Source organism: Nonomuraea sp. NPDC050404 (assembly GCF_040655495.1).
Lineage (GTDB): Bacteria > Actinomycetota > Actinomycetes > Streptosporangiales > Streptosporangiaceae > Nonomuraea.
In genome coordinates this window covers 57,209-80,984 of record NZ_JBFAKB010000035.1, presented here as the reverse complement: position 1 = coordinate 80,984, position 23,776 = coordinate 57,209, and the positions used below count along the sequence as shown (strand labels likewise).

26 protein-coding genes are annotated in these 23,776 nt (G+C 67.7%); 11 read left to right on the top strand and 15 right to left on the bottom strand.

Going from position 1 to position 23,776, the window contains the following annotated elements; translation table 11 throughout:
* Nucleotides 1-4: 4 nt before the first annotated feature.
* From AB0I81_RS54615 to AB0I81_RS54575, 9 genes are all read right to left on the bottom strand, one after another.
* On the bottom strand, nt 5-601 hold the full coding sequence (locus tag AB0I81_RS54615; RefSeq protein ID WP_360676540.1) for a hypothetical protein: 597 nt from the start codon (nt 599-601) through the stop codon (nt 5-7).
* A gap of 75 nt (nt 602-676) precedes the next feature.
* Nucleotides 677-922: a hypothetical protein gene (locus AB0I81_RS54610; protein ID WP_360676537.1), complete on the bottom strand. Its 246-nt coding sequence runs from the start codon at nt 920-922 to the stop codon at nt 677-679.
* 97 nt (nt 923-1,019) lie between these two features.
* Entirely contained in the window at nt 1,020-2,183 is a 1,164-nt protein-coding gene (locus tag AB0I81_RS54605) for a methyltransferase domain-containing protein (protein ID WP_360676534.1), read from the bottom strand.
* Nucleotides 2,184-2,285: 102 nt separating this feature from the next.
* Entirely contained in the window at nt 2,286-3,215 is a 930-nt protein-coding gene (locus tag AB0I81_RS54600; protein ID WP_360676531.1) for an aminoglycoside phosphotransferase, read from the bottom strand.
* Between the two features lie 137 nt (nt 3,216-3,352).
* On the bottom strand, nt 3,353-4,546 hold the full coding sequence (locus AB0I81_RS54595; protein ID WP_360676529.1) for a protein-L-isoaspartate(D-aspartate) O-methyltransferase: 1,194 nt from the start codon (nt 4,544-4,546) through the stop codon (nt 3,353-3,355).
* Nucleotides 4,534-5,523, bottom strand: a complete 990-nt coding sequence (locus AB0I81_RS54590; protein WP_360676526.1) for an MvdC/MvdD family ATP grasp protein — start codon at nt 5,521-5,523, stop codon at nt 4,534-4,536. Before AB0I81_RS54590 ends, AB0I81_RS54595 begins: the two co-directional genes overlap by 13 nt.
* 2 nt (nt 5,524-5,525) lie before the next feature.
* Nucleotides 5,526-5,822: a hypothetical protein gene (locus tag AB0I81_RS54585; protein WP_360676523.1), complete on the bottom strand. Its 297-nt coding sequence runs from the start codon at nt 5,820-5,822 to the stop codon at nt 5,526-5,528.
* 332 nt (nt 5,823-6,154) lie between these two features.
* Nucleotides 6,155-6,436 carry a hypothetical protein gene (locus AB0I81_RS54580; protein WP_360676520.1) on the bottom strand — a complete coding sequence of 94 codons (282 nt, stop codon included), beginning with the start codon at nt 6,434-6,436 and terminating at the stop codon, nt 6,155-6,157.
* Nucleotides 6,437-6,441: 5 nt separating this feature from the next.
* On the bottom strand, nt 6,442-7,002 hold the full coding sequence (locus AB0I81_RS54575) for an SAM-dependent methyltransferase (protein WP_360676517.1): 561 nt from the start codon (nt 7,000-7,002) through the stop codon (nt 6,442-6,444).
* A 336-nt stretch (nt 7,003-7,338) separates the two neighbouring features.
* Here AB0I81_RS54575 and AB0I81_RS54570 point away from each other — a divergent pair, with 336 nt between their 5' ends.
* Nucleotides 7,339-8,523 carry a helix-turn-helix transcriptional regulator gene (locus AB0I81_RS54570; RefSeq protein WP_360676514.1) on the top strand — a complete coding sequence of 395 codons (1,185 nt, stop codon included), beginning with the start codon at nt 7,339-7,341 and terminating at the stop codon, nt 8,521-8,523.
* Between the two features lie 7 nt (nt 8,524-8,530).
* Nucleotides 8,531-9,256, top strand: a complete 726-nt coding sequence (locus AB0I81_RS54565) for a 5-formyltetrahydrofolate cyclo-ligase (protein ID WP_360676511.1) — start codon at nt 8,531-8,533, stop codon at nt 9,254-9,256.
* 88 nt (nt 9,257-9,344) lie between these two features.
* Here the strand turns inward: AB0I81_RS54565 and AB0I81_RS54560 are convergent, their stop codons facing one another.
* The 3 genes from AB0I81_RS54560 to AB0I81_RS54550 all read right to left on the bottom strand — a co-directional run bounded on the left by AB0I81_RS54560 (nt 9,345) and on the right by AB0I81_RS54550 (nt 12,558).
* Nucleotides 9,345-9,875, bottom strand: coding sequence for an NUDIX domain-containing protein (locus AB0I81_RS54560; protein WP_360676508.1), 531 nt, complete (start codon nt 9,873-9,875; stop codon nt 9,345-9,347).
* A gap of 170 nt (nt 9,876-10,045) precedes the next feature.
* Nucleotides 10,046-10,900, bottom strand: a complete 855-nt coding sequence (locus tag AB0I81_RS54555) for a helix-turn-helix transcriptional regulator (protein ID WP_360676505.1) — start codon at nt 10,898-10,900, stop codon at nt 10,046-10,048.
* 647 nt (nt 10,901-11,547) lie between these two features.
* Nucleotides 11,548-12,558, bottom strand: coding sequence for a LacI family DNA-binding transcriptional regulator (locus AB0I81_RS54550; RefSeq protein ID WP_360676502.1), 1,011 nt, complete (start codon nt 12,556-12,558; stop codon nt 11,548-11,550).
* A 147-nt stretch (nt 12,559-12,705) separates the two neighbouring features.
* On the opposite strand from AB0I81_RS54550, the gene AB0I81_RS54545 reads away from it, so the two are divergent.
* The 7 genes from AB0I81_RS54545 to efeB all read left to right on the top strand — a co-directional run bounded on the left by AB0I81_RS54545 (nt 12,706) and on the right by efeB (nt 19,675).
* Entirely contained in the window at nt 12,706-13,989 is a 1,284-nt protein-coding gene (locus AB0I81_RS54545) for an extracellular solute-binding protein (RefSeq protein WP_360676499.1), read from the top strand.
* Nucleotides 13,986-14,945: a sugar ABC transporter permease gene (locus AB0I81_RS54540; protein ID WP_360676496.1), complete on the top strand. Its 960-nt coding sequence runs from the start codon at nt 13,986-13,988 to the stop codon at nt 14,943-14,945. Before AB0I81_RS54545 ends, AB0I81_RS54540 begins: the two co-directional genes overlap by 4 nt.
* Nucleotides 14,942-15,781: a carbohydrate ABC transporter permease gene (locus AB0I81_RS54535; protein WP_360676493.1), complete on the top strand. Its 840-nt coding sequence runs from the start codon at nt 14,942-14,944 to the stop codon at nt 15,779-15,781. Before AB0I81_RS54540 ends, AB0I81_RS54535 begins: the two co-directional genes overlap by 4 nt.
* A gap of 4 nt (nt 15,782-15,785) precedes the next feature.
* Nucleotides 15,786-16,382 carry a hypothetical protein gene (locus AB0I81_RS54530; protein WP_360676490.1) on the top strand — a complete coding sequence of 199 codons (597 nt, stop codon included), beginning with the start codon at nt 15,786-15,788 and terminating at the stop codon, nt 16,380-16,382.
* A 62-nt stretch (nt 16,383-16,444) separates the two neighbouring features.
* The gene (gene efeU, locus AB0I81_RS54525; protein ID WP_360676488.1) at nt 16,445-17,269 is read left to right on the top strand and encodes an iron uptake transporter permease EfeU; all 825 of its coding nucleotides are present in this window, start codon (nt 16,445-16,447) and stop codon (nt 17,267-17,269) included.
* 11 nt (nt 17,270-17,280) lie between these two features.
* Nucleotides 17,281-18,411 (top strand): iron uptake system protein EfeO, encoded by a 1,131-nt coding sequence (gene efeO, locus AB0I81_RS54520; protein ID WP_360676485.1) that lies wholly within the window; start codon nt 17,281-17,283, stop codon nt 18,409-18,411.
* A gap of 7 nt (nt 18,412-18,418) precedes the next feature.
* Entirely contained in the window at nt 18,419-19,675 is a 1,257-nt protein-coding gene (efeB, locus tag AB0I81_RS54515; RefSeq protein WP_360676482.1) for an iron uptake transporter deferrochelatase/peroxidase subunit, read from the top strand.
* A gap of 3 nt (nt 19,676-19,678) precedes the next feature.
* On the opposite strand, the gene AB0I81_RS54510 is transcribed toward efeB, so the two are convergent.
* Nucleotides 19,679-20,152, bottom strand: a complete 474-nt coding sequence (locus tag AB0I81_RS54510; protein WP_360676479.1) for a hypothetical protein — start codon at nt 20,150-20,152, stop codon at nt 19,679-19,681.
* Between the two features lie 2 nt (nt 20,153-20,154).
* A complete protein-coding gene (locus AB0I81_RS54505) occupies nt 20,155-20,739 on the bottom strand; it encodes a GrpB family protein (RefSeq protein WP_360676477.1) in 585 nt (194 codons plus the stop codon).
* A 116-nt stretch (nt 20,740-20,855) separates the two neighbouring features.
* On the opposite strand from AB0I81_RS54505, the gene AB0I81_RS54500 reads away from it, so the two are divergent.
* Both AB0I81_RS54500 and AB0I81_RS54495 read left to right on the top strand, forming a co-directional pair.
* Nucleotides 20,856-21,377 carry a SigE family RNA polymerase sigma factor gene (locus AB0I81_RS54500; protein WP_360676474.1) on the top strand — a complete coding sequence of 174 codons (522 nt, stop codon included), beginning with the start codon at nt 20,856-20,858 and terminating at the stop codon, nt 21,375-21,377.
* Entirely contained in the window at nt 21,374-22,549 is a 1,176-nt protein-coding gene (locus AB0I81_RS54495; RefSeq protein WP_360676471.1) for a hypothetical protein, read from the top strand. The genes AB0I81_RS54500 and AB0I81_RS54495 overlap by 4 nt, the downstream gene beginning before the upstream one ends.
* Nucleotides 22,550-22,610: 61 nt before the next feature.
* On the opposite strand, the gene AB0I81_RS54490 is transcribed toward AB0I81_RS54495, so the two are convergent.
* The gene (locus AB0I81_RS54490) at nt 22,611-23,678 is read right to left on the bottom strand and encodes a pectate lyase (protein WP_360676469.1); all 1,068 of its coding nucleotides are present in this window, start codon (nt 23,676-23,678) and stop codon (nt 22,611-22,613) included.
* Nucleotides 23,679-23,776: the final 98 nt, after the last annotated feature.

Below are 23,776 nucleotides of genomic sequence, written 5' to 3'. Positions count from 1 at the left end.
GTCCTTAGGGGAACGAATAGTCGAGATGCTCCTGAACGAGTCGCTGCCGTTCCGTCGGTAGAGGGCGTGCATTCATGGCCTGTTCCAAGAGTTGGGCATCGTACCCGTGCACGCTCATATGGCCGAGGAGAGGTTCGTAGCGATCAGGGCGATCTCGCAGGAGTTCTGTGACCAGCCGTAGTTCCAGGCGGACCACGGGGACACGGTGAGAGCCACACGTGACTAGGACGTAGTGCCGCCATGGGCCGTGGCCGACGCATTCCATTCCGTCTGAGTCGGCTTGCTTCTCAACGGTGCTCATACTTACGGCAACCCCGTCCACGTCGTAATTGACGAAGTACTGGGAGGCTTTGGGGAGCAAAGACGCAGGATAGAGGCAGGGAAATGATGAGAGAGCGGTGGCGAAGGTGTCCACGTTTTCGCGTTGAGCCGCCAAGAGATCGATGTCTCCGACCGGTAGATGGACGCCCTGTAGAAGAGCAGCGCTCGTGCCGACCACGCGATATTCCGTACTGGGATCCACGGCTTTCAGAGCGGTGAGCGCCGTGTTTAATGCTGTGGTCACGTCCGCCAGTTGCAGAGATGGTTCGCCGTCACCCATATCGATCATGGTATGCACGAACAGGCGTCCAAGATGCAAAGATTGATAATGACGCCAGGGTCAGCCCGAGGGGGCCTAACGCGACTTTCGTACCGATGAGTTGGGCGGCGGGTGCTGCTCCTCGGCCAGGCACGTACCGGTCCACAACGGGTCTCCGCGCCCGCCGGCGAGGTGTTCCTCGTACATCGCCACCTTGCGTGAGACCAGGTCGAGGCAGTGATGCAACTCCTGGATGTGCTCGGTGACGCGTTCGCGGTGACGGCGCAGGAGGTAGAGCCGTGGGGCGGCGGACGTACGGTCGCCACCCCGTGGCTGTGGCACCCCCGGACGGACGGACGACCGGGCTCTTGCCGGGGCGGAACGCTGCAGGCCGTCACGGGGGAATGGCCCACAGGGGGAGGCTGCCGGTGTGGGGCCTTTACCGGACGATGGTCGCCGTCCAGTTCCCGCGCTTGAGTGTGATCACCCCGTCCGGCGTGATGGTCACCGCCGCGCCGCGGATGGGCAGTTCGCCGCGCTGGAGCCAGTGTTCGCGTACCTGGTCCAGGTAGCTGTGGAGACGGCGTGGCCCGCCCTGGTGGATCGTCACCTTGCCGCCGGTCTCCTCGGCACGGCACCATGACCCGTCCTCGTGGGCCATGAGGGCGACCCGATCAGGTGTGTCGTCGTAGGTGATGTAGCGGTGTTCGATGCCGGGGGCGATGATGTCCAGCATCGAGCTCACGTCCCATGCGTTGACGACATCCATCACCGGGTACTGGCTGGACTCGACCTGCTCGCCCTCCTCGGCGCGGGCGCGTTCGAGTGCCGTCCGGTTCTGGGCTGGGTAGTCGGGGCCGGTGCGGGTGCGCATGAACCCGGCCCGGCTGTGGTCGACCACGCCGGCTGCGCCGCCGTCCGGCTGTTTGTCGGCGACGATGATCAGGCTCGTCCCGGTGACCGTGGTCACCAGCCGGCCGCCCGGCTGCAGCGCGGCCAGCCACGACGCAGGGATCGGCCGGACCGCCACCGTGGCGACGATCCTGTCCCCCTCCCAGTCGATCGGGCCGGTGGCGTCGGCGGTCAGGAGCCGGGGCCGCCAGCCGCGTTCATCGAGCCGCTGTTCGGCGGCGCCGGTGAGGTATGGGTCCACGTCGATCGCGGTCACGCGGTGGTGGCCGAGCCGGTAGCACAGCAGGGCGGTGCCGTAGCCGGTTCCGGTGCCGACGTCCAGGACGGTGGAGCGGTTGTCGATGGAGGCGTGCCGGTACATCTTCACGAGCAGACTGGGGTGCGTGGACGACGACGTGGGCGAGCCCTGCGACAGGCAGACGCCGGGGGTAGCATGGTCGGCGTGCACGTCGCCGACCCGGGTGACCAGCGTCCGGTCGCGGTAGGCGGCCCTCTGCCACTTCTCGGGGTCGTCCTCGCCGATGCGAAGCTTCCACCCCTCAGGGGTTGCCGTCCACCAGCGGGGCACGAACAGGTGACGCTTGGTGTGCTCGACCGCGCTCCGCCACCGGGACGCGGGCGGGGCCACCTCGGCAGCGAGCCGGCGCGCGGGCTCCTTCCAGTCCACGGCGTCTTCGCCGCGGTCACTCATTGGTCACCGCCCACGGTCAGGTTGCGGACAGAGGGGATGGGGCGGGTGGTGATGGCCTGGTCAGCCGTCATGGTGGTGCTCTTTCGTGAGGCGGTGGTCACTTCAGCGAAACCGGCGCGGGTCCAACTCCTGAAGGAGAGTGTCAGCGGCCGTGCGCATCGCCCGCGGCACGTCACGCCCGGTGCGGCGCGCGGCCCGCGTGACGTTCGCGCACAGCATCAGGCGGGTCAGCTGACCCGACCGGGTCGCCAGCACGTCCGCGAAGGTGTCGGCAACGCGGTCGGCCACGTGGGGAACCGGGAGCGACGCCATCCACAAGCCGGCCGCATCCCACCCGACCGGAGCTCGCCCCCAACTCTCCCAGTCCAAAATCGTCAAGTCTGGGCCGCACAGGTTGGCGTATCCGAGGTCGCCGTGGGCGACCGCCCAATCGGTGATGGTCGTGTCCAACGGCCCGTACACCTCCTGAATGCGGGCCGTCAGATGGGCCTGCCCGAGGGTGACACGGTCAGTGGCGTGCGCTGCCAGACGGTCCAGCGCCGTCCGCAGATCGCCCCACCATCGGGTGGGTAGCTGCGGGTCGTCGCTGATTTCGGCCGTCTGCGACAACACTGGTGTGGTCGCCAGCGTCATCTCATCGGCCCGCCACACCGCGTCACGAACGGGGTCGGGCCAGGTGGCCGTGGCGATCCAACGCGGGCGCGGTATCCGCTCGTCCAGCACCTGCGACGCCTCGTACCCGGTCCATGCGTGCGCGTCGAGTCGGCCGGGGCGCCGCCAGCCGAGCCGAACCCAGGTGCCGGCGTCGGTGGGGAAGCCTGCGGTGCCGTTGACACGGCTGTAGCGGCCCGCCTCAAGGGCGAGCCGCCGATCGAGCCGCCGCTGCACGGTGTCCAAGACGTCGTCGATCGGCACGGTGGACAGGTCGTCCATACGGAGCGTCACTGACGCACCGTAGCGCGCTGCCGCAGCAGCGTCCCGGTAGTCGTTCACCCTCTTCGCGTCAACGTTGAGGGTGCTCGCCTCGATCACCTCTTTCAGATGGTCAACACGGGAGGTACCAACTGCGGCGTCGTCACGACGGGCGGCTCGAAGGCGGCAGCGACGCCGATCTGTAGCGGCGTTGCGGTCTGCCCGGCTGCCAGGAATATCGACAGCTGCCCTGACCGTCAGACTGGCACCCTCCATGTCGGGCCGGCGGGGTGGTCGAGCCACAGCCAGATGCCTTGCGGGTCGACTGTCATCCCGAACCTGTCGGAGCTGGGGCTGCCGAGCGACACCCATTGGCGGTAGGCGGATGACAGCTCGTCCCACAGCCGGCGCGGGCCGTACTGCGTCACCCGGGCTTCGTCGCCTCCCAGCTCGTGGTCGCAGGCCGCCCAGGAGCCTGTGCGGTCGTGGTCGTCCAGCTCGTAGAGGTGCAGCGAGTATCCGGTGTCCTCCTGTACGGCGTGCCAGGCGATGCGGGGAGCGAGCGCGGCCGCCATCAGGTGCGCGCCCGGGTCCGTCGCCGCGATGGTGCGCGGGTTGATCCTGGTCTTCGTCTCGGTGGCCTCCTCGTGGCGGTGGCTGGACCAGCGGGTGTTGTACCGCTGCTCGCGCAGCATCATGTAGCCGGCTGTGCCGTGGAAGCGGCCGGTCGCGGTGGCGTCGTCGGCGACGACGAGCCGTAGCCGGTGGCCGAGCATGCCGTTGCCGTGCCACGGCATGACGATCACCCCGCCTGGCCGGGTCTGCTCGATCCAGGCCATGGGGATGTCGGTCACGCCCGCCGTGACGTGCATTCCGTCGTACGGGGCCCGCTCGGGCCAGCCCTTGACGCCGTCTCCGATGACCACCTTCGGGCTGAATCCAGTCACGGCGAGATTGGCCACGGCGCGGGCCCCGACCTCCGGATCGATCTCGATCGAGGTGACGCCGCCGTCCCCGGCTGCCCACGACAGCAGGGCCGCCGTCCAGCCGGATCCGGCCCCGATTTCCAGGATGCGTTCCCCCTCGCGTGGATCGAGCAGTTCCAGGAAGGGGAACACGATGCCGGGCGCCGACACCGAGGAGGAGAACGTGCCCGTCCCGCTGGTCGGGTCGCCGGCCCCGTCGTCGGTTTGGATGATCACGGAGGTGTCCGAGTAGACCGCCTCCAACCAGGCCGCGGGGTCGTCGCCAATGGCGAACCGGCCCCTTGGTGCTCTGGCGTCGCTGGCCGTGAACCACGCCGCGTCGGGCACGAACAGGTGCCGCGGCACCTCATGCAAGGCCCGCTCCCACCGAGGATCGGTGAGTGCACCGCGGGCTCGCAGGTCTTCGGCCAGCCGGACGATCAGGCGTTCCACCGATCGGCCGTTCCTGGTGCTCAGCGTGCCCATGCGGGCCCTTTCTGCAGTACGTCGGCCATGGCCTTGTGCACGGGCAGACCCGTCTTCAGGTTGAGCCACCCCCACTCTCCGGACTGGTTCGTTTCCAGGAAGTGCCACTGTCCATCGGCGGACTGGATCAGGTCCACGGCGCCGTAGACGAGGTTGAGCCGCTTGTGCAGCTCCACCAGGCGGTCCTGGAACGCGCGGGGCAGGTCGATCCTCTCGTAGCTGAGCGAGTCGTAGTCGCTGCGCCAGTCGATCTCGCCTTGTTCGCTGCCGGCGTCGATCCGTACCGTGAGCACTTCGTTGCCGACGACGACGGCCCGCGCCTCGCACGCCTTGTCGATCCGCTCCTGGAACATCTGGGCGGTACGGCCCAGGGCGGGATCGCGCAGTTCGGTCAGGTCGCTGATGGGAGTGGTGTAGACGACGCGAACCTTGCCCTCGTCGGCATGCCAGATTCCGCCGAGCGGCTTGTAGATGATGGGCTTACCGATGTCCTTCGCCCAGGCGAACGCCTCCTCGGGGCTGGAGGTGATGATGGTCTTGGGGATCTTCAGCCCGATGCGCGCGGCCGTGACGAGCTGGACGGGCTTGTACTCGGCCCGCATCGCGGCCATCGGGTCGTTGACCCACAGGCAGCCGCTCTGCCGCAGGGCGGTCAGTACGCCGCCGAAGCCGTAACGCGCTTCGGAGTAGGCGAAGGCTCGTTCGGGGGCCGACATCCCCTCGTCCATGGTGAACTGCGTCGGTCTGCGGTGGTAGATCGCGCCCACCTGGGCGAGGTTCACCTCCCCGTGCGGGGTGTTGATGACGCCGGCCCATCCATCGCTGCCGCTCTCGATGTGCGCCGCGATCGAGATCAGCAACGGGAACTGGCTGGTGTCCATGGTGATGACGGGTACTTCCCGATCGATCAGTTCGACCGCGACGCGCTCGGCCACGGAGTCGGTGTCGTCGGTGAGGATCAGTACGGTGTGGGTCACGGCTAATCCTTGGTGACTTCTTCGTTGGCGCTGTTGCCGTCCGAACTGGTCTCCGAGGTTTCTTGTGAGCCGCCTTCGTGCTTGCCCGCGGTGACGGGCGCGATGACCAGGAACCGCAGGCCCCACGGCCGTACGTCGGTGGCCGGCGTGGCGGGAGCCGACAGAATGTGGCGGCTCGGCGACATGGGGAAGAAGTCACCGGCGCGGAAGATCTTTCCTCTCGATTCGCCGTCTGGAGAGTGCGTGATGAGATCGAAGGGCGGCTGGTGCTGCTGGTCTTGCATGGTGCTCGAAAGCATGGTGATCTCTTTCTGCCTGTTCACCTTGTGGGTGCAGGCCGCTGGTGCGAGCTGGCGCTTTTCGCCCTTTAGGAGTGATCGGCTTTTTCTGATGCCGAAAGGTGGGCAGCATCAGAAGGAGGGGTTGATCCCGCCGATGGTCGCCAGCGCCTCGCGGTCTCCTCTCGCTGTGTCATGAAGGCGGCGTAGTACAACGCGTTCGGTATCATCGGCGGACCTTTGCGCAGCTTGGGGGGCGTTGTGCGCCCGCTGGAAGGGCAGAAGGGCGGGCAGGGTGTGCTCCTGGCCTCGTTCTCCTCGCGTCCGGCCGCTGTCTCGTCTTGTCGCCCGTGTCAGCTCCTGTCATGAGGGCCGGGCGGCGTCGGCCGGCTCGGCGCGGATGAGGGCCGCCACAAGGGCTGGATCGCCTCGGCCATACGCCGCAGGAGCACATCGGGGTGAGGGGCCGTCACGAAGACTCCGGGGGACGGGCAGGAGCCGAGGTAGAACGCGAGCAGGCCACGGTCGTGGGGCGAGTAGAAAAGCAGCCAGTCAGGGAACCGCTGCTGGTGGTCGCGCACGTACCGTCTGCCGCGGCGGTCGGCTTCGGCATCGCTCTCGGTGGTCGCCCGCATGTTCTTCACGCCTTGGCCTCTGCCATGACGGCGTAGAAATGCGGCAGGACCTCCAACGGGATCCGGACACCCGGCTCCGGCAGGAAGTCCACCGTCCGCACAACGCCGGGGTCAGGCACATGGAAGTCCCGTACCAGGCCCATGACCTCATGCTCAGTGCGGACGTACATCGGGATACCGTGCAGTTCCTCGTACCGGGCCTGGCCCTTCTTGACCACGTCCGCATCCAGGCCGTCGCCGGTCACATGTGTGACCACGATCTTGCTATGGGACTTGAGCCGAGATCGCAGGGCGAACCGCAGATTGGTGCCCTGCTCGTCGGTCAGGAAGTGCAGCACCGCGCCCATGAGGACCACAACGGGCGTGTCCGTACCGAGGTGCCAGTTGATGGCGTCCAACACCTTGGCGCTGTGCGTCAGGTTCTGCTGCGGCACCTTCGCGGCTTCCCGATCAGCAGCGAACCCGTCCCTTTTCGCCCCGTGCAGAACGGCGTGGGTACGGGCCGGAGCCGGCGTGCTCGGGTCGAAGGTGTGGCCCGGCGGCTTCGGTAGGAGGGAGTCGGTCATGCCTGTTCACCTTCCGCCGTGTCCTTGCCGGGGGCGACGCTGGCGCTCGGGTGACAACTATCCAGCGGAGCGGGTGGATCTGCGTGATAGCGGATCCGGGTGGCTTTAGGTTTCTGCATGGCTCAGGACCTCGATTCCTGATCAAGACCCGGAACTTCCCCCGATGTTCGCGCGCCGGGGGCCGGGGCCGTGTGTGCGAGGGCGCCGGTAGATGCAGCCCGTAGGAGTAGCGTTGTCATTACCGCCAGTCATGGGCTAGGGGTTGACTGTCCGCTAGGTGTCCGGAGCAACTCCGGGCGGGCAGCGGACACTCGGCAACGCGGTGAGGAGCACCTCATGGACACGGAATCGTTCGGCGGGGCACTTCGACGTCTTCGCCTGAGCGCCGGTATGTCCATCCGTGATCTTGCCCGCCTGGCCAACTGCGGCAAGAGTTACATTTCCGATCTCGAACACGTACGAAGCTCACCCAGCTTGGCGGTTGCGACCGCGCTCGATAAGGCGCTCGGGGTGGGCGGCGAACTGGTGGCTCTTGCGCTGTCTCCTCCCATGTGGCGAGCGGCTCTCAGTACGTCTGACGACCAGGAGCGCCTTGTTCTAGCCGCGCACCGCTCCTCCCGTCTCGACCTGGTCGCTGTCGCCCACCTGCGGCACCAGGTCCACCAACTCGATGACCGGTACGTCTGCGAACCATCAACGGCGCTCCTGGCGAATGCTGGGCAGTACCTCGCCCAGATTCGCTTCCTAAGCACGCACGCCCCGAACGGGCGCGTACGGCGCGAACTGTCCGCCGTGGAGGCTGAAGTTGCCACTCTCATGGGCCAACTCGTCTGGGACGCCTCCCAACGGCGTGACCATGCGACGGCCCACCTCTACCTTGACCAGGCACTACGCGCCGCGCGCCAGTGCTGTGACCCAGTAGCTGAAGGGCTTGCCCTGCTGCGAAAGACGATCGTGGTGTTGTACGGCGAACAAAACCCGCGCACCGCGCTCAACCTCGCCCAGCAGACAGCGGAGACCACCATGCACGCCAGCGAGGTACTGCGCGGCCTGGCCCTGCTGCACCTGGCGGAGGCACATGCCATGCTCGGCGCGCGAGCAGCATGCGAAGCGGCGCTCACTGAAGCCGATACCTGCTTCGGCCGGGTAGACGACACAGATGCTGCGATCGATCTCTTCTCGTCCAGTCAGTTCGGCCGTATGGCTGGCTCGTGCTACCTGTTCTTGAAGGATCACCGGCGCGCGCAGTCATTGCTTGAGGGCACGGCGCTGACGCTGAATGACCGGTCCAAGGCGCAGGCGATCGTGCTTGGCAATCTGGCGCTGACCGCGATTCGGCAGGGCAATCTGGATGATGCAGCCGCACGATTGCATCAGGCCATCGACGTGATCGAGGTCAACTGGGGCGGCGGCGGCTTGAACATCGTGTTCGGAGCCAGTCGCGAAATGCGTTCCTGGCCAGACGTACCGGTAGTGCAGGACGTGCAGGACAGGCTCTTGAGTCTGATGACTATGGGTTAGGGACGACGTGGCGGATATTGACCGGGCGAAGTGGGCGGTACGCGAGCGGGTGTGGGCGCTGCTTGAGCAATCCGGGGCGGCCGAGGCTGGAGGACGCGGCTACATCCCGGCCTTCAGCGGTGCCGATGAGGCCGCCGAGCGGTTGACGACGCTCCCAGCGTGGCAGCGCGGCCAGGTCGTGAAGGCTGTACCTGACCGAGCGCAGCTTCCCGTGCGGGTGCGCGCCCTCAAGGCAGGCAAGATCGTCTACATGGCTGTGCCGAAGCTGGCGGAGACACCGCCGTTCTACCTCCTCGACCCGCACAATCTCCCCGTGCCAGCCGAGGAAGTCGCTGACCGAGTTGTCGCGGCGCGCATAGCCCGAAGGGTCGATGTGGATGAGATGAGGCCAGTTGACCTCGTGGTGTGTGGCAGCGTTGCCGTGAACCGGGCCGGAGTCCGACTGGGTAAGGGTGCCGGCTATTCCGATATCGAGATCGCATTGCTGGCAGAGGCGGGTCTGCTGAGCAGCCAGACCATCATCGTGACGACGGTCGATGAGCTGCAGGTGCTCGATGAGGACTTGCCCGAGGATGAGCATGATTTCCGTGCGGACTTCATCGTCACGCCGGAGCGAGTCATTGAATGCGGCTCACCGAAGCGGCCAACGGGTCTGTCGTGGGAGCGCCTGAGCCCTGAGAAGATCGCCGCCATTCCACTGCTGGCGAAGCGGGCGTCGTGCCGCGATGGCTAGGAGTTCAGGAGAGGTGGGAGGAGCGTCAGCATCTCTGGTACTGCGCGCCCGCGCACGCGTAGGGCACGCCGTTGTGTCCAGGGTGCCTTCAGACCCAGGTGTAGTTCGCATCGGTGATCGTCGGCAGATAAGGGTTGCCGGGGTGAGCGTGCGAGGTGGCCAGGGCGCTGAGGGCGGCCCCGATGAGCGGGAACAGCGGCAGGGCTTCGGCCTTCTTGTAGTTGAGCCATTCGATGATCCCCGGCTCGGTGGTGCCGTCGGGCAGTTCCTCGTGCTCGACGGTGGCGAGCTGTGCGCGCACGTCCGGGGTGATGTGGAGGCGGAAGATCAGGTGGATCTTGCGGGGTGGTGGGGTGGGGCCGGGCCGGGTGACCATCTGGTCCTGGACCCAGCACAGTTCGGGTGAGGTGGCGTCGGCGAGGTCGAGCCGGAGTTCCTCGGCGAGTTCGCGACCGAGGGCGTCGAGCAGGTCTTCGCCGGTGTTCACGTTGCCGCCGGGCGGGGTGTAGTGCGAGCCGGATGGCCGGTCGCGGCGGATCAGCGCGACCTCGTCGCCGCAGAACACGAGAGCGCCGGTGCGGATCTTGACGCGGGAGAACGCAGGGGCCGGGTCGGTCATGCAGGCAGTATTGCCCTGTGTACGCGGGGATATCTGGTGAACGGGTGAGCTTCCCGGTCACCGGATATCCACCGGTGGGCGGAGTTGGGGTTAAGCAGGGCGGCCCCTGTGTTCGAGGCCGAACAATGTCCGGTCCCACGGGGGGGTTGCCCTCGTGACTTCGTACCCGCTCATGCCTGTTCGACGTGCTTCTGACGTGCCGACGCGAAAAGCGCGCGTGCTTCGTCGCCGTACACCGCCGACTCGGACAACGTCTGGAACGCCTTCTCGTACAGGGCGACGTCCCCGGTAGCCTTGACCCGGACCTGGCCCGGGACCGTGTCCACGCGCACTTGTTCGGTGTCATAGATCCAGAAGTTCTCCGGCGGCCAGATCCCGGTGTCGAATCGCCAGATGACCACGCCGAGGCTGACGTTCGCACGCCGCGTCAACTCCGTAAGCGCATCGATCTGCTCCGCCATGCCTGCCGGATCGCAGTAGGGCGTGTGCAGCGCCTGCTCGCCGATCAGCAGGGCGAAGCGGCGCGCGCCGGTGGTGATGACCTCCTGTTGCTTCATGCGTGCCTCGACCGCGGTGTCCAGGTCATCAGGGATGCCGCGAAACGCGATGATCTTCGACAGATGGCCACGTGCGTACGCCGGTGTCTGCGCGAGTCCGGGGATCGCGCTGTGCTGGAAGATCCGGAAATGGTTCGTCCGCTCGTACAGCGGGAGGAAGGATCGTTGCACCTGACCGATGCCGGTCTCCTCAAGGCGTCGCCACTGGGTGTAGAACACGTTGACGTTCCTGACGCTGGCGATGAGATCTGTTGTCTGGGACTCGGCATCGCAGATCCGGCACCATTCGCGGACGTCGGTCTCGGTCGGGAGTTGCTTGTTGTTCTCCAGCTTCGACACCTTGCTGAAATGCCATCCGGCCTGTTGGGCCAGTTCGCGGCCGGTCAGTCCGGCCGCGCTCCGGATTTCGCGCAGGCGGGCCGCGAGTATTCCCCGGGCCTCGTCCAGACGTCGCTGGGGACTCAACATGTTCGAGACCTCCATGTCTGTGGGTGGCCCCGGGGCCTGCGGCAACCATAAGCCTGGATATTGCTTCTTGTTCCTTGCCGGGAGGCGATGCCTTGGTGTCGCTGAGTATCCGTGGACAGGTCTCTCAGCTGGTCCATGGGGTGGCAGTCACATCCAGTCACTTCGCGGAAGGGACGTTCTAGACGACAGCCAAGGAACATCACGCAACACCGTGGTCACTCGCGAACGGACCAGAACGGCTCCCGGAAACCCATAGTGACGGAGATCGGCCGCAGCATGGCACGGATGGACGTGCTGGACCTCTGGGGCTTGATCGTCAGCGAGGAACTGGAGGATCCGCAGGCTGGAGGTGTGACCGGGCTCCCATCGCCAGCGGAAGAGTCCGTCGTGTAGTCAGTGACGGTCGCGTCCGGTGGCGCCGAAGGCGTGGGGGGTGCGCCGTAAGGCGCCTGATCAAAAGCGTCTGAGCGCCATGGCGCGAAGCGCCCCCTGCGAAGCCCTTTGTTCGGGGCGGGGTCCCGCACGCCCACCCGGTAACCGGGCAACGGGCGGGCGGGAGGCCGATGCCGGAGGCGAGGCCCGCTCGGGGCGGGCATTCGCCGGTCCACCCGGTAACCAGGCAACGGGTGGGTGCTCGTAAAGCCCACCTACTCGTATCGGGCAGTGCTGTCGCGGACGATCAATTCGGTGGCCAGTTCTACTCGTTTGGTTTCTGGGACCTCGCCGTGGCCCATTGCCAGGACCGTACGGGTGGCCAGGGCGGCCATTTCCTGCAAGGGCTGGCGGACGGTGGTCAGAGGGGGCCAGGCGGACTTGGCCAGGGGGAGGTCGTCGAAGCCGACCACGCTCAAATCCTCGGGTACGCGCAGCCCGCGCTGCCTCGCCGCCTCAAAGACGCCGAAGGCCATCAGGTCGCTGCCCGCGAAGATCGCGGTGGGTGGTTCGGGGAGGGAGAGCAGGGCGTGGCCCTGGTCGTGGCCGGACTCCACCAGGAACGTGCCGCGCCTGATCAGGACGGGCACCACCGGTACGCCGGCCGTCTCCAGCGCCGCCCGGTAGCCGTCTATCCGGGCCTGGCTGCACAACATGTCGGCGGGGCCGCTGATCATGCCGATCCGGCGGTGGCCGAGTTCGAGCAGGTGGCGGGTCGCCGCCAGGCCGCCGTTCCAGTTGGTGGCGCCGACCGAGACGACGCCCGGCGCGGGCTCGCCTTCGGGGTCGACCACGGCGAACGGCAGCGAGCGCGCGCTGAGCTGGGCCTGGATGCCGGTGGAAAGCTGGGAGGCCACTATGACCACCCCGTCCGTACGCCGGGCCGCCAGGCGTTCCAGCCAGTCGCGGCCGGGACCCGCGTGGGTGTGCAGGACCGAGATGACGACGCTGGCGCCCGCCTCGTGGGCCGCGCTCTCCGCGCCTCGGACGATCTCCATGGCCCACGGTGACTCGATCTCCGCGAAGACCAGGTCCACCAGGCCGGCGGGGGTGTCGTCCTGGCTGATGCGCCGCTGGTAGCCGTGCTCCTGCAGCAGTCGTTCGACCCTATGGCGGGTCGCCGGGGCGACCTCCGGGCGCCCGTTGATGACCTTGGAGACCGTCGGGATGGAGACTCCGGCCTCCTCCGCGATCAGTGCGATCGTCACCCGCCTCTTCGCTGACACAAATCGGGAGTGTATCCGAAAGTTTCGGTTTGGGATCGCTCCCAGCCGAGGTGTTGACGCTTAACATCGCGTTTACCTACGATCACGCCAAAGAAAATATCGGGGGGTTCACGAAAGTTTCGTCTTCGCGCTGAGGAAGGGACCCCAATGAAACGCAGTCTGGTGTTGGTCGCCGCGGCTGTGCTCCTGGCCGGATGCGGCGGTGGCGGCGGCGGGGAACCCGCTCCTCAGCAGAGCGGCGGCGCTCCCGCCAAGGTCACGCTGGAGTGGTGGCACCTGTCGACCGGCGAGCCGCTGAAGTCGCTCTGGGCGCAGCGCGCCAAGGAGTTCGAGGCCAAGAACCCGCACGTCACCATCAAGGCCACCGTCCTGGAGAACGAGGCGTACAAGGCCAAGCTGACCACGATCACCCAGTCGGGCAACGCCCCCGACCTGTTCGCCTCGTGGGGCGGCGGCGTGCTGAAGCAGCAGATCGACGCGGGGCTGGTCAAGGACATCTCCGCCGACGTCGCCGACGTACTGCCGAACTTCACGCCCGCGGCGCTGAGCGCGTACCAGCTGGACGGCAAGACCTACGGTCTGCCGACCGACATCGGCATGGTCGGTTTCTGGTACAACAAGAAACTTTTCGAGAAGGCCGGCATCACCGAGCCGCCGACCACCTGGGCGGCCTACCTGGAGGACGTCAAGAAGCTCAAGGCGGCGGGCATCGTCCCGATCGCCCTGGCGGGCAAGGAGAAGTGGCCGGGGCACTACTACTGGGCCTACCTCGCCATGCGCATCGCCGGCCTGGACGCGCTCAAGCAGGCCGCGACCGACCACGACTTCACCAAGCCCGACTTCGTGGCAGCAGGGCAGCAGCTCAAGGCGCTGGCCGACCTGCAGCCGTTCCAGAAGGGCTTCCTCGGCGCGGCCTACTCCACCCCCGACGGCCAGTCCGCCACCGTCTCCAACGGCAAGGCGGCCATGGAGCTGATGGGCCAGTGGGCGCCGAGCGTGCAGAAGGACTCGGGCAAGGGCCTCGGCGACGACCTCGGCTTCTTCCCGTTCCCGGCCGTCGAGGGCGGCAAGGGGCAGGCCGGTGACGCGTTCGGCGGCGGCGGCGGGCTCGCGGTGGGCGCGGACGCGCCGAAGGAGGCCGTGGACTTCGTCAAGTTCATGACCGAGATGGGCAACCACACCAAGGCCGTGGAGTCCGGCGGCGTGCTGCCGGTGCTCAAGGGCGAGGAGAGCGCGGTCAAGGACGCCAACCTCAAGCAGGTCGCCACGATGCTGGCCGGGGCCACCGGTTACCAGCTCTACCTGGACCAGGCCTACCCGCCGGCCGTCGGCCAGCAGGTCAACGACAGCACGGCCGAGCTGATCGCCGGTACGAAGACACCGGAAGAGGTCGGCGCGGACATCTCCGAAGTGGCCAAGACGGAAGGATGACGACTCTCACGAAAGGGCCGGAGGCGGTGCGGCTTCCGGCCCCTGCCCCTGCCGCCGTCCGTCGCGGGCGCGCCGTGACCATCGCGCTGTTCCTGCTGCCCGCCCTGGTGCTCTTCCTCCTGCTGGTCGTGGCCCCCATGGTGGTGGCCCTGTACGCGAGCGTCTTCAGGTGGAACGGCTTCGGCGGCCTGCCGACCAACTTCATCGGCCCGGACAACTTCACCCGGCTGTTCACCAGCGAGATCTTCGCCCAGGACCTGTGGCACCTGCTGGTCCTGGTGGTGTTGTCGATCTGCGTGCAACTGCCGTTCTCGCTGGCCGTGGCGATGTTGCTGAACCAGCGCATGCGCGGCCGGGCGCTCTACCGGGTGTTGTTCTTCGCGCCGTACGTGTTGTCCGAGGTCATCACGGGGGTGTTGTTCTCGCTGATCCTCTCCCCGGGCTCGGGCATGGCGAACCAGGTCCTGCGGGTGTTCGGGTGGGAGTCGGAGTGGCTGGCCGACCCCGGCACGGTGATGCCGTCGCTCTTCCTGGTGATGACCTGGAAGTACTTCGGCTTCCACATGATGATCTACCTGGCCGGACGCCAGAACATTCCGAACGAGCTGATCGAGGCCGCCCAGATCGACGGCGCCACGGGCTGGAAGACGTTCAGGCACGTCACGCTGCCGCTGCTCGGGCCGACCATCCGGATCAGCATCTTCCTGTCGGTCATCTACACCATCCAGCTCTTCGACCTGGTCTGGATCCTGACCGGCGGCGGGCCCTCGCACTCCTCGGAGACGATGGCCGTCACCATGATGGACTGGGGCTTCAAGCGCTCCCAGGTCGGCTACGCCAGCGCGATCAGCGTCGTGATGTTCGCGCTCAGCCTCGTCTTCGCCCTCGTCTACCAGCGGTTCGTGATGCGCCGCGACCTGGAGGGCGCGATGACCTCCCAGGGGGGCCGCACATGAACCACGGCACGAAGAAGCGCCGCCGCAACACGCTGCCCCTGCACGTCATCGCGATCATCGTCGGCGTATTCATGGTCGTCCCGGTCGTGTACGCGCTGCTGGGCGGCTTCAAGGACAACAGTGAGCTGTCGGAGAACCCGTTCGGCCTGCCGGCGCAGTGGATCACCGCCAACTACACCGACGTGCTCGGCTCGGGATCGTTCTGGCAGCAGGTCTGGAACAGCACGTTCATCGCCGTCGTGACGACCGTGGTGACCGTCGGGCTGTCGGCGCTGGCGGCGTTCGTCTTCGCCAGGTTCGCCTTCCGTGGCAGGGAGTTGTACTTCACGCTGTTCACGGCGGGACTGATGTTCCCGTTCGCGGTGGCCATCCTGCCCATCTTCGTGCTGCTGCGCACGCTGGGCCTGCTGGACAACCCGCTCGGCGTGATCCTGACGCAGGCCGCGTTCGGACTGCCGCTGACGATCATCATCCTGCGCGGCTTCTTCCGCAGCATCCCCGGAGAGATCGAGGAGGCGGCCACGATCGACGGGTGCACCCCGTTCGGGTTCTTCTGGCGGATCCTGCTGCCGATGGCCCGGCCCGCGATCGCCACCGTCTCGGTGCTGGCCATCGTGGGGAGCTGGAACAACTTCATGTTGCCGCTGGTGGTCTTCAGCGAGGAGGCGAGCTGGACGCTGCCGCTGGGCATCCAGCAGTTCCAGGGTCAGTACGCCTCTGACACCGCCCGCATCCTGGCCTATCTCATCCTGGCCATGGTCCCGGCGCTCGGGTTCTACGCCATTGCCGAACGTCACCTGGTCGGTGGTCTCACCGCCGGTGCCACGAAGGGGTGAGTCGATGTTGCGTGTGTCCGGCACCCGTCTCGTCGCGGACGACGGCTCTGCGGTACGCCTGCGGGGGGTGGGTCTCGGGGGCTGGATGAACATGGAGAACTTCGTCACCGGCTATCCGGCGAACGAGTCCGCCATGCGCGCCGCCGTACGCGCCGTGCTGGGCGACGATCGGGCGGAGTTGTTCTTCGACCGGCTGCTGACCTCGTTCTTCACCGAGCGGGACGCCGCCCTGCTGGCCGGGCTGGGCATGAACTGCGTGCGCATCCCGGTCAACTACCGTCACTGGGAGTCCGACGACCGGCCGATGGAGATCGACGAGCGCGGTTCCCGTCACCTGGACCGGGTGATCGGCCTGCTGATCGAGACGGAGTTCCAGGGCTGGAACCCCTACCCGTGGGGCGCGCGGTACCAGTCCGACGACCTGATCAGGCACATCCTGATCGCACAGGCGCTGCTGCCCGAGTACGCGGAGCTGTTCCGCGGGCTCGGCGACGACGAGCTGACGGCCCTGGCGGACTCGTTCTCGCTGGAGCAGTGTGTACGCCGCCGCCCCCTGCTCGACCTGCTGGCCGCCAACCTGTCCCTCCAAGGGCTTGCCTGACCCGGCTTCCCCTGACCTAATTTAGGTAAGGCTTTCCTCAGCGTGCTGGGTGGTGAGCAACGGTGTTCGCCAGTTACCTCATCGGGCTGCGCGAAGGGCTGGAGGCGACACTCGTCGTCACGGTCCTGGTCGCCTTCCTCGTCAAGAGCGAGCGCAGGGACAGGCTCGCGCACGTCTGGATCGGGGTCGGCACGGCCGTCGCACTGTCGGTGGCCTTCGGGGCGCTGCTCACCTTCACCGCCGCGCGGCTGGACTACACCGGGCAGGAGCTGTTCGAGGCCATCACCTCGCTGCTCGCGGTCGTGTTCGTCACCTGGATGATCTTCTGGATGCGCCGGGCCGCCCGCGTGCTCTCCAAGGAGCTGCGCGGCAAGCTCTCCGAGGCCCTGGAGCTGGGCTCTCTCGCGGTCGCCGTGATGGCGTTCCTGGCCGTCGCCCGCGAAGGGCTGGAAACGGCGCTGCTGTTCTTCGCCTCCGTGCAGGGCGCCACCGCCTCGGCGCAGCCGCTGATCGGCATCTGCCTGGGGCTGCTCACCGCCGTGCTGATCGGTTTCGGGCTCTACCACAGCGCCGTACGGATCAATCTGACCAGGTTCTTCACCTGGACGGGAGTGCTGCTCATCCTGGTGGCGGCCGGGATTCTCAAGTACGCCGTGCACGACTTCCAGGAGGCCGGTGTACTGCCCGGCCTGAACGCGCACGCCTTCGACATCAGCGCCGTCCTGCCGGCCGACTCCTGGTACGGCAACCTGCTGGCCGGGATGCTCAACCTCACCCCGCAGCCCAGCATCCTGGAGGTGGTGGCCTGGGCCGCCTACCTCCTGCCCACCCTCTTCCTCTTCCTGCGCCCGCAGCGGGCCGCCACGCCCGCCTCCTCAGCGGCCTGAACAGGAGCGCCATGCGTACCGCAATCCGCCTGTCCGCCGGCGCGTCGGCCCTGACGGCGCTGGTCGCCTGCGGCTCGGGCACCGCCCCGGCCCCGTCGGGCCCCGCCTCCCCCGGCAAGGTCGCCGTGGCCGCGAACGACACCGAGTGCAAGGTCGCCTCCGCCCAGGTCGCGGCGGGCACCACCACCTTCGCGATCACGAACGGCGGCACCAAGGTCACAGAGTTCTACGTGTACGCGCCGGGCGACCGCGTCATGGCGGAGGTCGAGAACATCGTGCCGGGGCTGACGCGTGAGCTGATCGCCGAGCTGCCGGCCGGCTCGTACGAGACCGCGTGCAAGCCCGGCATGGTCGGCAAGGGCATCCGCGGCCCGCTCAAGGTGACCGGCGAGCACAGACCGCTCAACGCCGACGCCAAGCTGGCCGAGGCCACCAGAAGCTACCAGCGCTACGTCAAGTCGCAGACCGGCACGCTGCTGATCAAGACGCAGGAGTTCGTGGACGCGGTCAAGGCCGGCGACATCGCCAAGGGCAAGGAGCTCTACCCGATCTCGCGTACGTACTGGGAGCGCATCGAGCCCGTCGCGGAGATCTTCGGCGACCTCGACCCGGCCATCGACGGACGTGAGGCGGACATGGCCGAGGGCGAGAAGTGGACCGGATTCCACGCGATCGAGAAGGACCTGTGGATCCACAAGGACGTCAGCAAGAGCGGCCCCATGGCCGACAAGCTGATCGCGGACGTCAAGACCATCGTGGACAAGGCCAACTCCACCCCGCTGACCCCGCTGAACCTGGCCAACGGCGCCAAGGAACTGCTCGACGAGGTGGCCACCGGGAAGATCACCGGCGAGGAGGACATCTGGTCGCACACCGACCTGTGGGACTTCGACGCCAACCTCGAAGGCTCCAAGGCGGCCGTGCAGGCGCTGCGGCCGGTGCTCGAAGAGCGGGCTCCCGACCTGGTCAAGACGCTGGATGAGAAGTTCGCCGCGGCCGAGGCGGCGCTGGCGGTGCACCAGAAGGGCGATGGCTGGCGGCTGCACGACGAGTTGTCGGAGGCCGAGCTGAAGACGCTGTCCGACTCGATCAACGCGCTGGGCGAGCCGATCAGCGAGATCGCCCCGATCGTCGCGAAGTAGGTGACCCATGAGCAAGAGGTTGAGCCGCAGGAGCGTGCTCGGGCTGGGGGCGGCGGGCGCGGCGGCGGTGGGTGCCGGGGCGATGGCGGCGAAGTCGCTGCTTGAGGAGCCGCCCCGGGCGCACGCCGCCGCCACCTCCGACCCGTTCCCCTTCTACGGCGAGCACCAGGCGGGGATCATCACGCCCGCGCAGGACCGGCTGCACTTCGTGGCCTTCGACGTCACCACCTCCGAGCGGGCCGAGCTGGTGGAGCTGCTGCAGGAGTGGACGGCCGCGGCGGCGCGGCTGACGCAGGGCAAGGAGGCCGGGTCGTACGGGGCGGTGGGCGGCGCCCCCGAGGCCGCGCCCGACGACACGGGAGAGGCGCTCGGGCTGCCGGCCTCGGGGCTGACGCTGACGGCCGGGTTCGGGACGTCGCTGTTCGATGACCGCTTCGGCCTGGCCGCCAAGCGCCCCGCCGCCCTGGCCGATTTACCGAAATTTCCGGGAGAGCAGCTGAAACCGGAAATATCCGGAGGTGACCTTTGCGTGCAGGCGTGCGCCCACGACCCCCAGGTCGCCGTGCACGCCATCCGCAACCTGGCCAGGATCGGCTTCGGCCGGGTCACCGTGCGCTGGTCGCAGCTCGGCTTCGGCCGCACCTCCTCCACCTCCCGCGCCCAGGCCACCCCGCGCAACCTGATGGGCTTCAAGGACGGCACGAACAACCTCAAACTGGAGGACGCGGCCCTGGTGCGCGACCAGCTCTGGGCGGCGGCCCGGGACGGCAGCCCGTGGATGGCGGGCGGCAGCTACCTGGTGACCAGGAAGATCAGGATGACGGTCGAGACCTGGGACCGCACGTCGCTCGCCGAACAGGAGCAGATCATCGGCCGGGACAAGGGCGTGGGCGCGCCGCTGGGCGGCAAGGCGGAGTTCGACCTGCTGGACTTCGCGGCCAAGGGGGCGGACGGGGAGCCGTACATCAAGGCCGACGCCCACATCCGGCTGGCACATCCGAGCTTCCACGGCGACGCCCGCCTGCTGCGGCGCGGCTACAACTTCGTGGACGGCTCCGACGGGCTCGGCCGGCTCGACGCCGGGCTGTTCTTCATCGCCTACCAGCGGGATCCGCGCAGGCAGTTCGTGCCGGTGCAGATGAGCCTGGCGCGTACGGACCCGCTCAACGAGTACATCAGGCACATTTCCAGCGGGCTGTTCGCCTGCCCGCCGGGGGTGCGGGACGCGGGCGACCACTGGGGCCGCGCCCTCTTCGAGGGGTGATCTTCAATCCCACGAGTTGAAGAGCGTCGCGCCGATGGTCTCCGGCTGCCAGTACTTGATCTGGTTCAACTCCGCGGTGGACAGAGCCGCGGTGTCCTCCTCCCGCAGCGGTGACCTGAGCAGCGACGCGCTCAGGACGGTGAAGCCGAAGTCGTTGAGCGAGACCGCCCAGGCAGGCGCGTCCCGGAACTCGTCGGTGTAGTAGTGGCGTCGATCGTCGACGAAGGCGACCAGTGGGCTTTGGGCGTGGAACAGCGCGACATGCGTTCCGTCCCGGTTGGTGAGCGTGGCGCTGTGGAAGTTCTGCGGGTACCGGCGTTCCGTGAAGTCCGTGACCCGCCCGCCGGCGGCCCGGGCTGCGGCATACCACGCGGTACGGCATGACCGGGGATCGGCCTCCGGCGTCGGTGCGTCGCCGATGTAGTGGAATCCCGTCGATCCTCGCTCCAGCCGGAAGGCGGCGTGCGAGTCGTCCACTTCTATCCCCCTCCGGGGAGTACGCCGGCCCTGGCGAGGATCGACTCCACGACCTCGCCCTTGGCGTCGGCGTAGTTCTGCACGTACTTCCAGGTGCGCCGGGCCAGGTCCCGCTTGGTACGGGCGTACAGGTCGCGGTCCTCGTCGTGCTGCCGCAGCCGGTCACGGAAGCCCAGCATGCGCGGCACCTCCAGGCAGCCGTCCGGCAGCACGTGCAGGTGCACCGGCATCTCGCCGCCCGGCACCTTCAGCACCCGGTGCTCGTACCAGTCGGGCTCGCGAATGTGCAGGACATAACCGACCGCTTCCAGAGGCGGCACGTAGGCGGCCTCGTCGGCCGGGTCGGCGACGGTCAGCAGGATGTCGAGGATGGGCTTGGCACACAGGCCGGGCACCGACGTGGAGCCCACATGCTCCAACCGCAGGACCACCCCACCGAGCGCCCGGCGGATGCCGGCGGCCAGGCGCTCGTAGCGAGCGGGCCAGGCGGGATCGTAGTCGGCCAGGTGGACCGGGGCGTTGTGGAGGGTGGGGGGCGTGACGTGCGCGCGGGCGATGTCCTCGTCCGACATGGTCTGTTCGCTCACGGACCACATCCTGCCCTATGCGAAACTCCCGGACCGATCGCCGAAACTTTCGTTTTTCCCAAGGACCGAACCTTTCGACTCGTCATCGGCGTCGGTAACGGTCGAGAGGAGTCTCCTTGGACCGTAATGACGACTTCCGCGAGTTCGTCGCCGCGCACCAGCAGTCGCTGATGCGTACCGCGTACCTGCTCACGGGAGACCCGCACCAGGCCGAGGACCTACTGCAGACCGTCCTGCTGAAGGTGCTCGGCCGCTGGAACAGGCTGACGCGCCTGGAACGCCCCGAGGCGTACGCGCGCAAGGCGCTGGTCAACCAGCACATCTCGTGGCGGCGACGCCGGGTGAGGAACGAACTGCCGACCGCCGAGCCGCCCGACCGCCCTTATGCGAGCGAGGACCCCCTGCTCGTACGGCTCGTCATGCGCCAGGCCCTGATGCGACTGGCACCCCGGCAGCGGGCGGTGATCGTGCTGCGCTTCTACGAGGACCGGACCGAACGGGAGACGGCCGAGTTGCTGAACTGCTCGATCGGCACGGTGAAGAGCCAGACCCACTACGCGCTGGCCCGCCTGCGCGACCTGGCGCCCGACCTGGCGCCGAAGCTCGCCGGACTTGAGCCCGAGGAGGCAAACCGATGACCTGGCTGCGCGATGTACTGGTCGACCTGGCCGACGACTCCCCCCGGGTGGACCTGGCCGAACGCACGATCATGTTGCGGGAGCGCCGGCGGCGTACCACGATCTCGCTCGTCGCGGCGGCGATGGTGGTGATCACGGCGCTCGGCGCGACGCTGACCGTCCGGCTGCTGCCCCCGGGACCGCAGGACGTGGCCACCAGACCGGACGAGTTGCCGGCGCGCGGGGTGGGGCCGCTGAGCCACGCGCGCAAGATCTTCTGCCCGGCCGGCGCGGAGAACTGCCGGGACGGCAGCTGGCTGCTGGTCACGCGTGCGGGCAGGAAGTACTACCTGAGGCAGGCGCTGCCGAGTCTCCGTCCGGGCCGCGACAGCCCGCTGGCGATCAGCCGCGACGGCCGCAAGATCGCTTACTACAGCGCGGAGGAGAACACCTTCCAGGTTCGCGACCTGGCCTCGGGCCAGACGACGACCGCGCCCCAGGAGATCCCGAGTAAGCGGTTGGGCAGCGTCTCGCGCCTGATGTTGTCCGACGACGGCCGCTTCGTGGCTTTCAGCAAGGTGCCCGATCTCAAGGATCCGGCCCTGCTCATCGATATGCGCGAGGGCAGGACGCGCGAACTGCCGAACCGATGGGTCCCCGTCGGGCTGTCGGCGGACGGCGGGTTCATCACGCTGGCGGAGTACTCCCCCAAGGCGCGGTTGCGGACGATGTCGAATCTGTGGACGCCTTCGAAGAGCGACCACACCACGACGGTCACCCTGCCGCAGCACTACCATTTCAGCCCGCTCGCCCCCGACGGCGCGACCGTCGCGGCCATCGAGAACCACAGCACCGCCAAACGGCCCTGCCGCATCGGCGACCTCGTCCTCCTGGACACCCGCACGGGCAAGAAGCGCACGACCACCGTCATGCGCGGACTGCCGCCCGGCGTCACCGGGGTCTCGCTGCGCACCTGGCTCAACGCGGACGAGGTGACGGTCCTGACCACCACGGTGCGGTGCCGCCCGGCCTCCGACACGCCGACCGACAAGCCCACCCAGACGAACCCACCCAACCGCACCATCCACGCCTACGCGCTGAACGTCAGGACGGGCAAGACCCGAAAGCTGGCGACCCACATCACACAGGACTTCTCCAGCATCGCCCTACCCGGCCCTCCCGGGGCACAGTGAACATGTTGACAGGGGCCGGCCGCACTCCCTCGCCCTCACACAAGGTGCGGCCGGCCGGCTGTCAGCCCTGCGGGAGCGTGTCCGCGCCGGGGATCCCCGCGCCGGCGGCGGGCGGGGTGGAGGATGCGTTGCCTGCGGAGTAGGAGTACGGCGGGGGGCCGACCGTGCCGTCGATGCGCAGCCAGTCGTCCATGGTCTTGCCGCTGCTGTTGGCCCGGGTGATGGTGGCCTTGTCGTAGAAGTTGCTGTTCGTCCAGGTCAGCCTCGTGTCGCCGAAGTCCTGGGTGATGGTCTTCGCGCCCTTGACGTGGTTGCTCTCGGCGTAGATCTGCCCGCCCACGCCCAGGCCGAGGAAGTAGTCGTCGACGCTGACGTAGTTGGCGAACACGTGGGCGTAGCCGAAGCGGACGCGCGGATGGCGGGTGTTGGACCCGTCGAACCAGTTGTGGTGGTACGTGGCCCGCAGGTACCCCCTGTCCTGGGCGCCGTTGTTGTCGCTGTGGCCCAGCAACATCGACTTGTCCGTGCCGGCGTAACGGTTGTGGGAGACGGTCACCAGGTCCGATCCGCGCTTGACGTCCACCGAGCCGTCGGAGGCGGAGCGGAAGGTGTTGTGGTCGATCCACACGTGGTGCGAGTAGCACTGCACGTTGACCGAGTCGTCCGCCGAGTTCGTGAAGGTCAGGTTGCGGATGATCACGTTCTGGACGTGGGTGAACCGGTCCTTCTCGGCCGGGTCGCACACGTCGCCGCCCCACGCCACCTCGGCCGGGCCCCATCCGTTGACGTCCAGGCCGAACCCGTTGATCGTGGCGTTCGTCCCGACGCCGATGATGGTCTTGTTCGAGCCGACGTCGAGCATGTCGTCGCCGTTGTCGTTGATCGTGCCGGAGACCCGCACGATCCGGGGGACGTCGTCGGCGACGGCCGCCGCGAGCTGCGCGTAGGTGCTGACGGTCACGGTCGGGCCGCCGGCGCCGCCGTTGGTGCCGGTCCGCCCGTACGCGGTCATGGTGGCGAATCCCACCGGGGTCGTAGTGGCCTGGGCGGTGGCGGGCGCCCAGCCGGTCATGGCGACTGCGCCGACGATGGCGATCGAGGCCGCTTTCCTGCCAAATCCGCTGCTCACAACCGAACTCCTTGCTGGTCCGGCAGGACCTGAGGTCCCGCGTCCGGAAATACCCCCAGCGGCTGTTCCCGATGGCGAACAGTAGGAAAGCGCTTTCC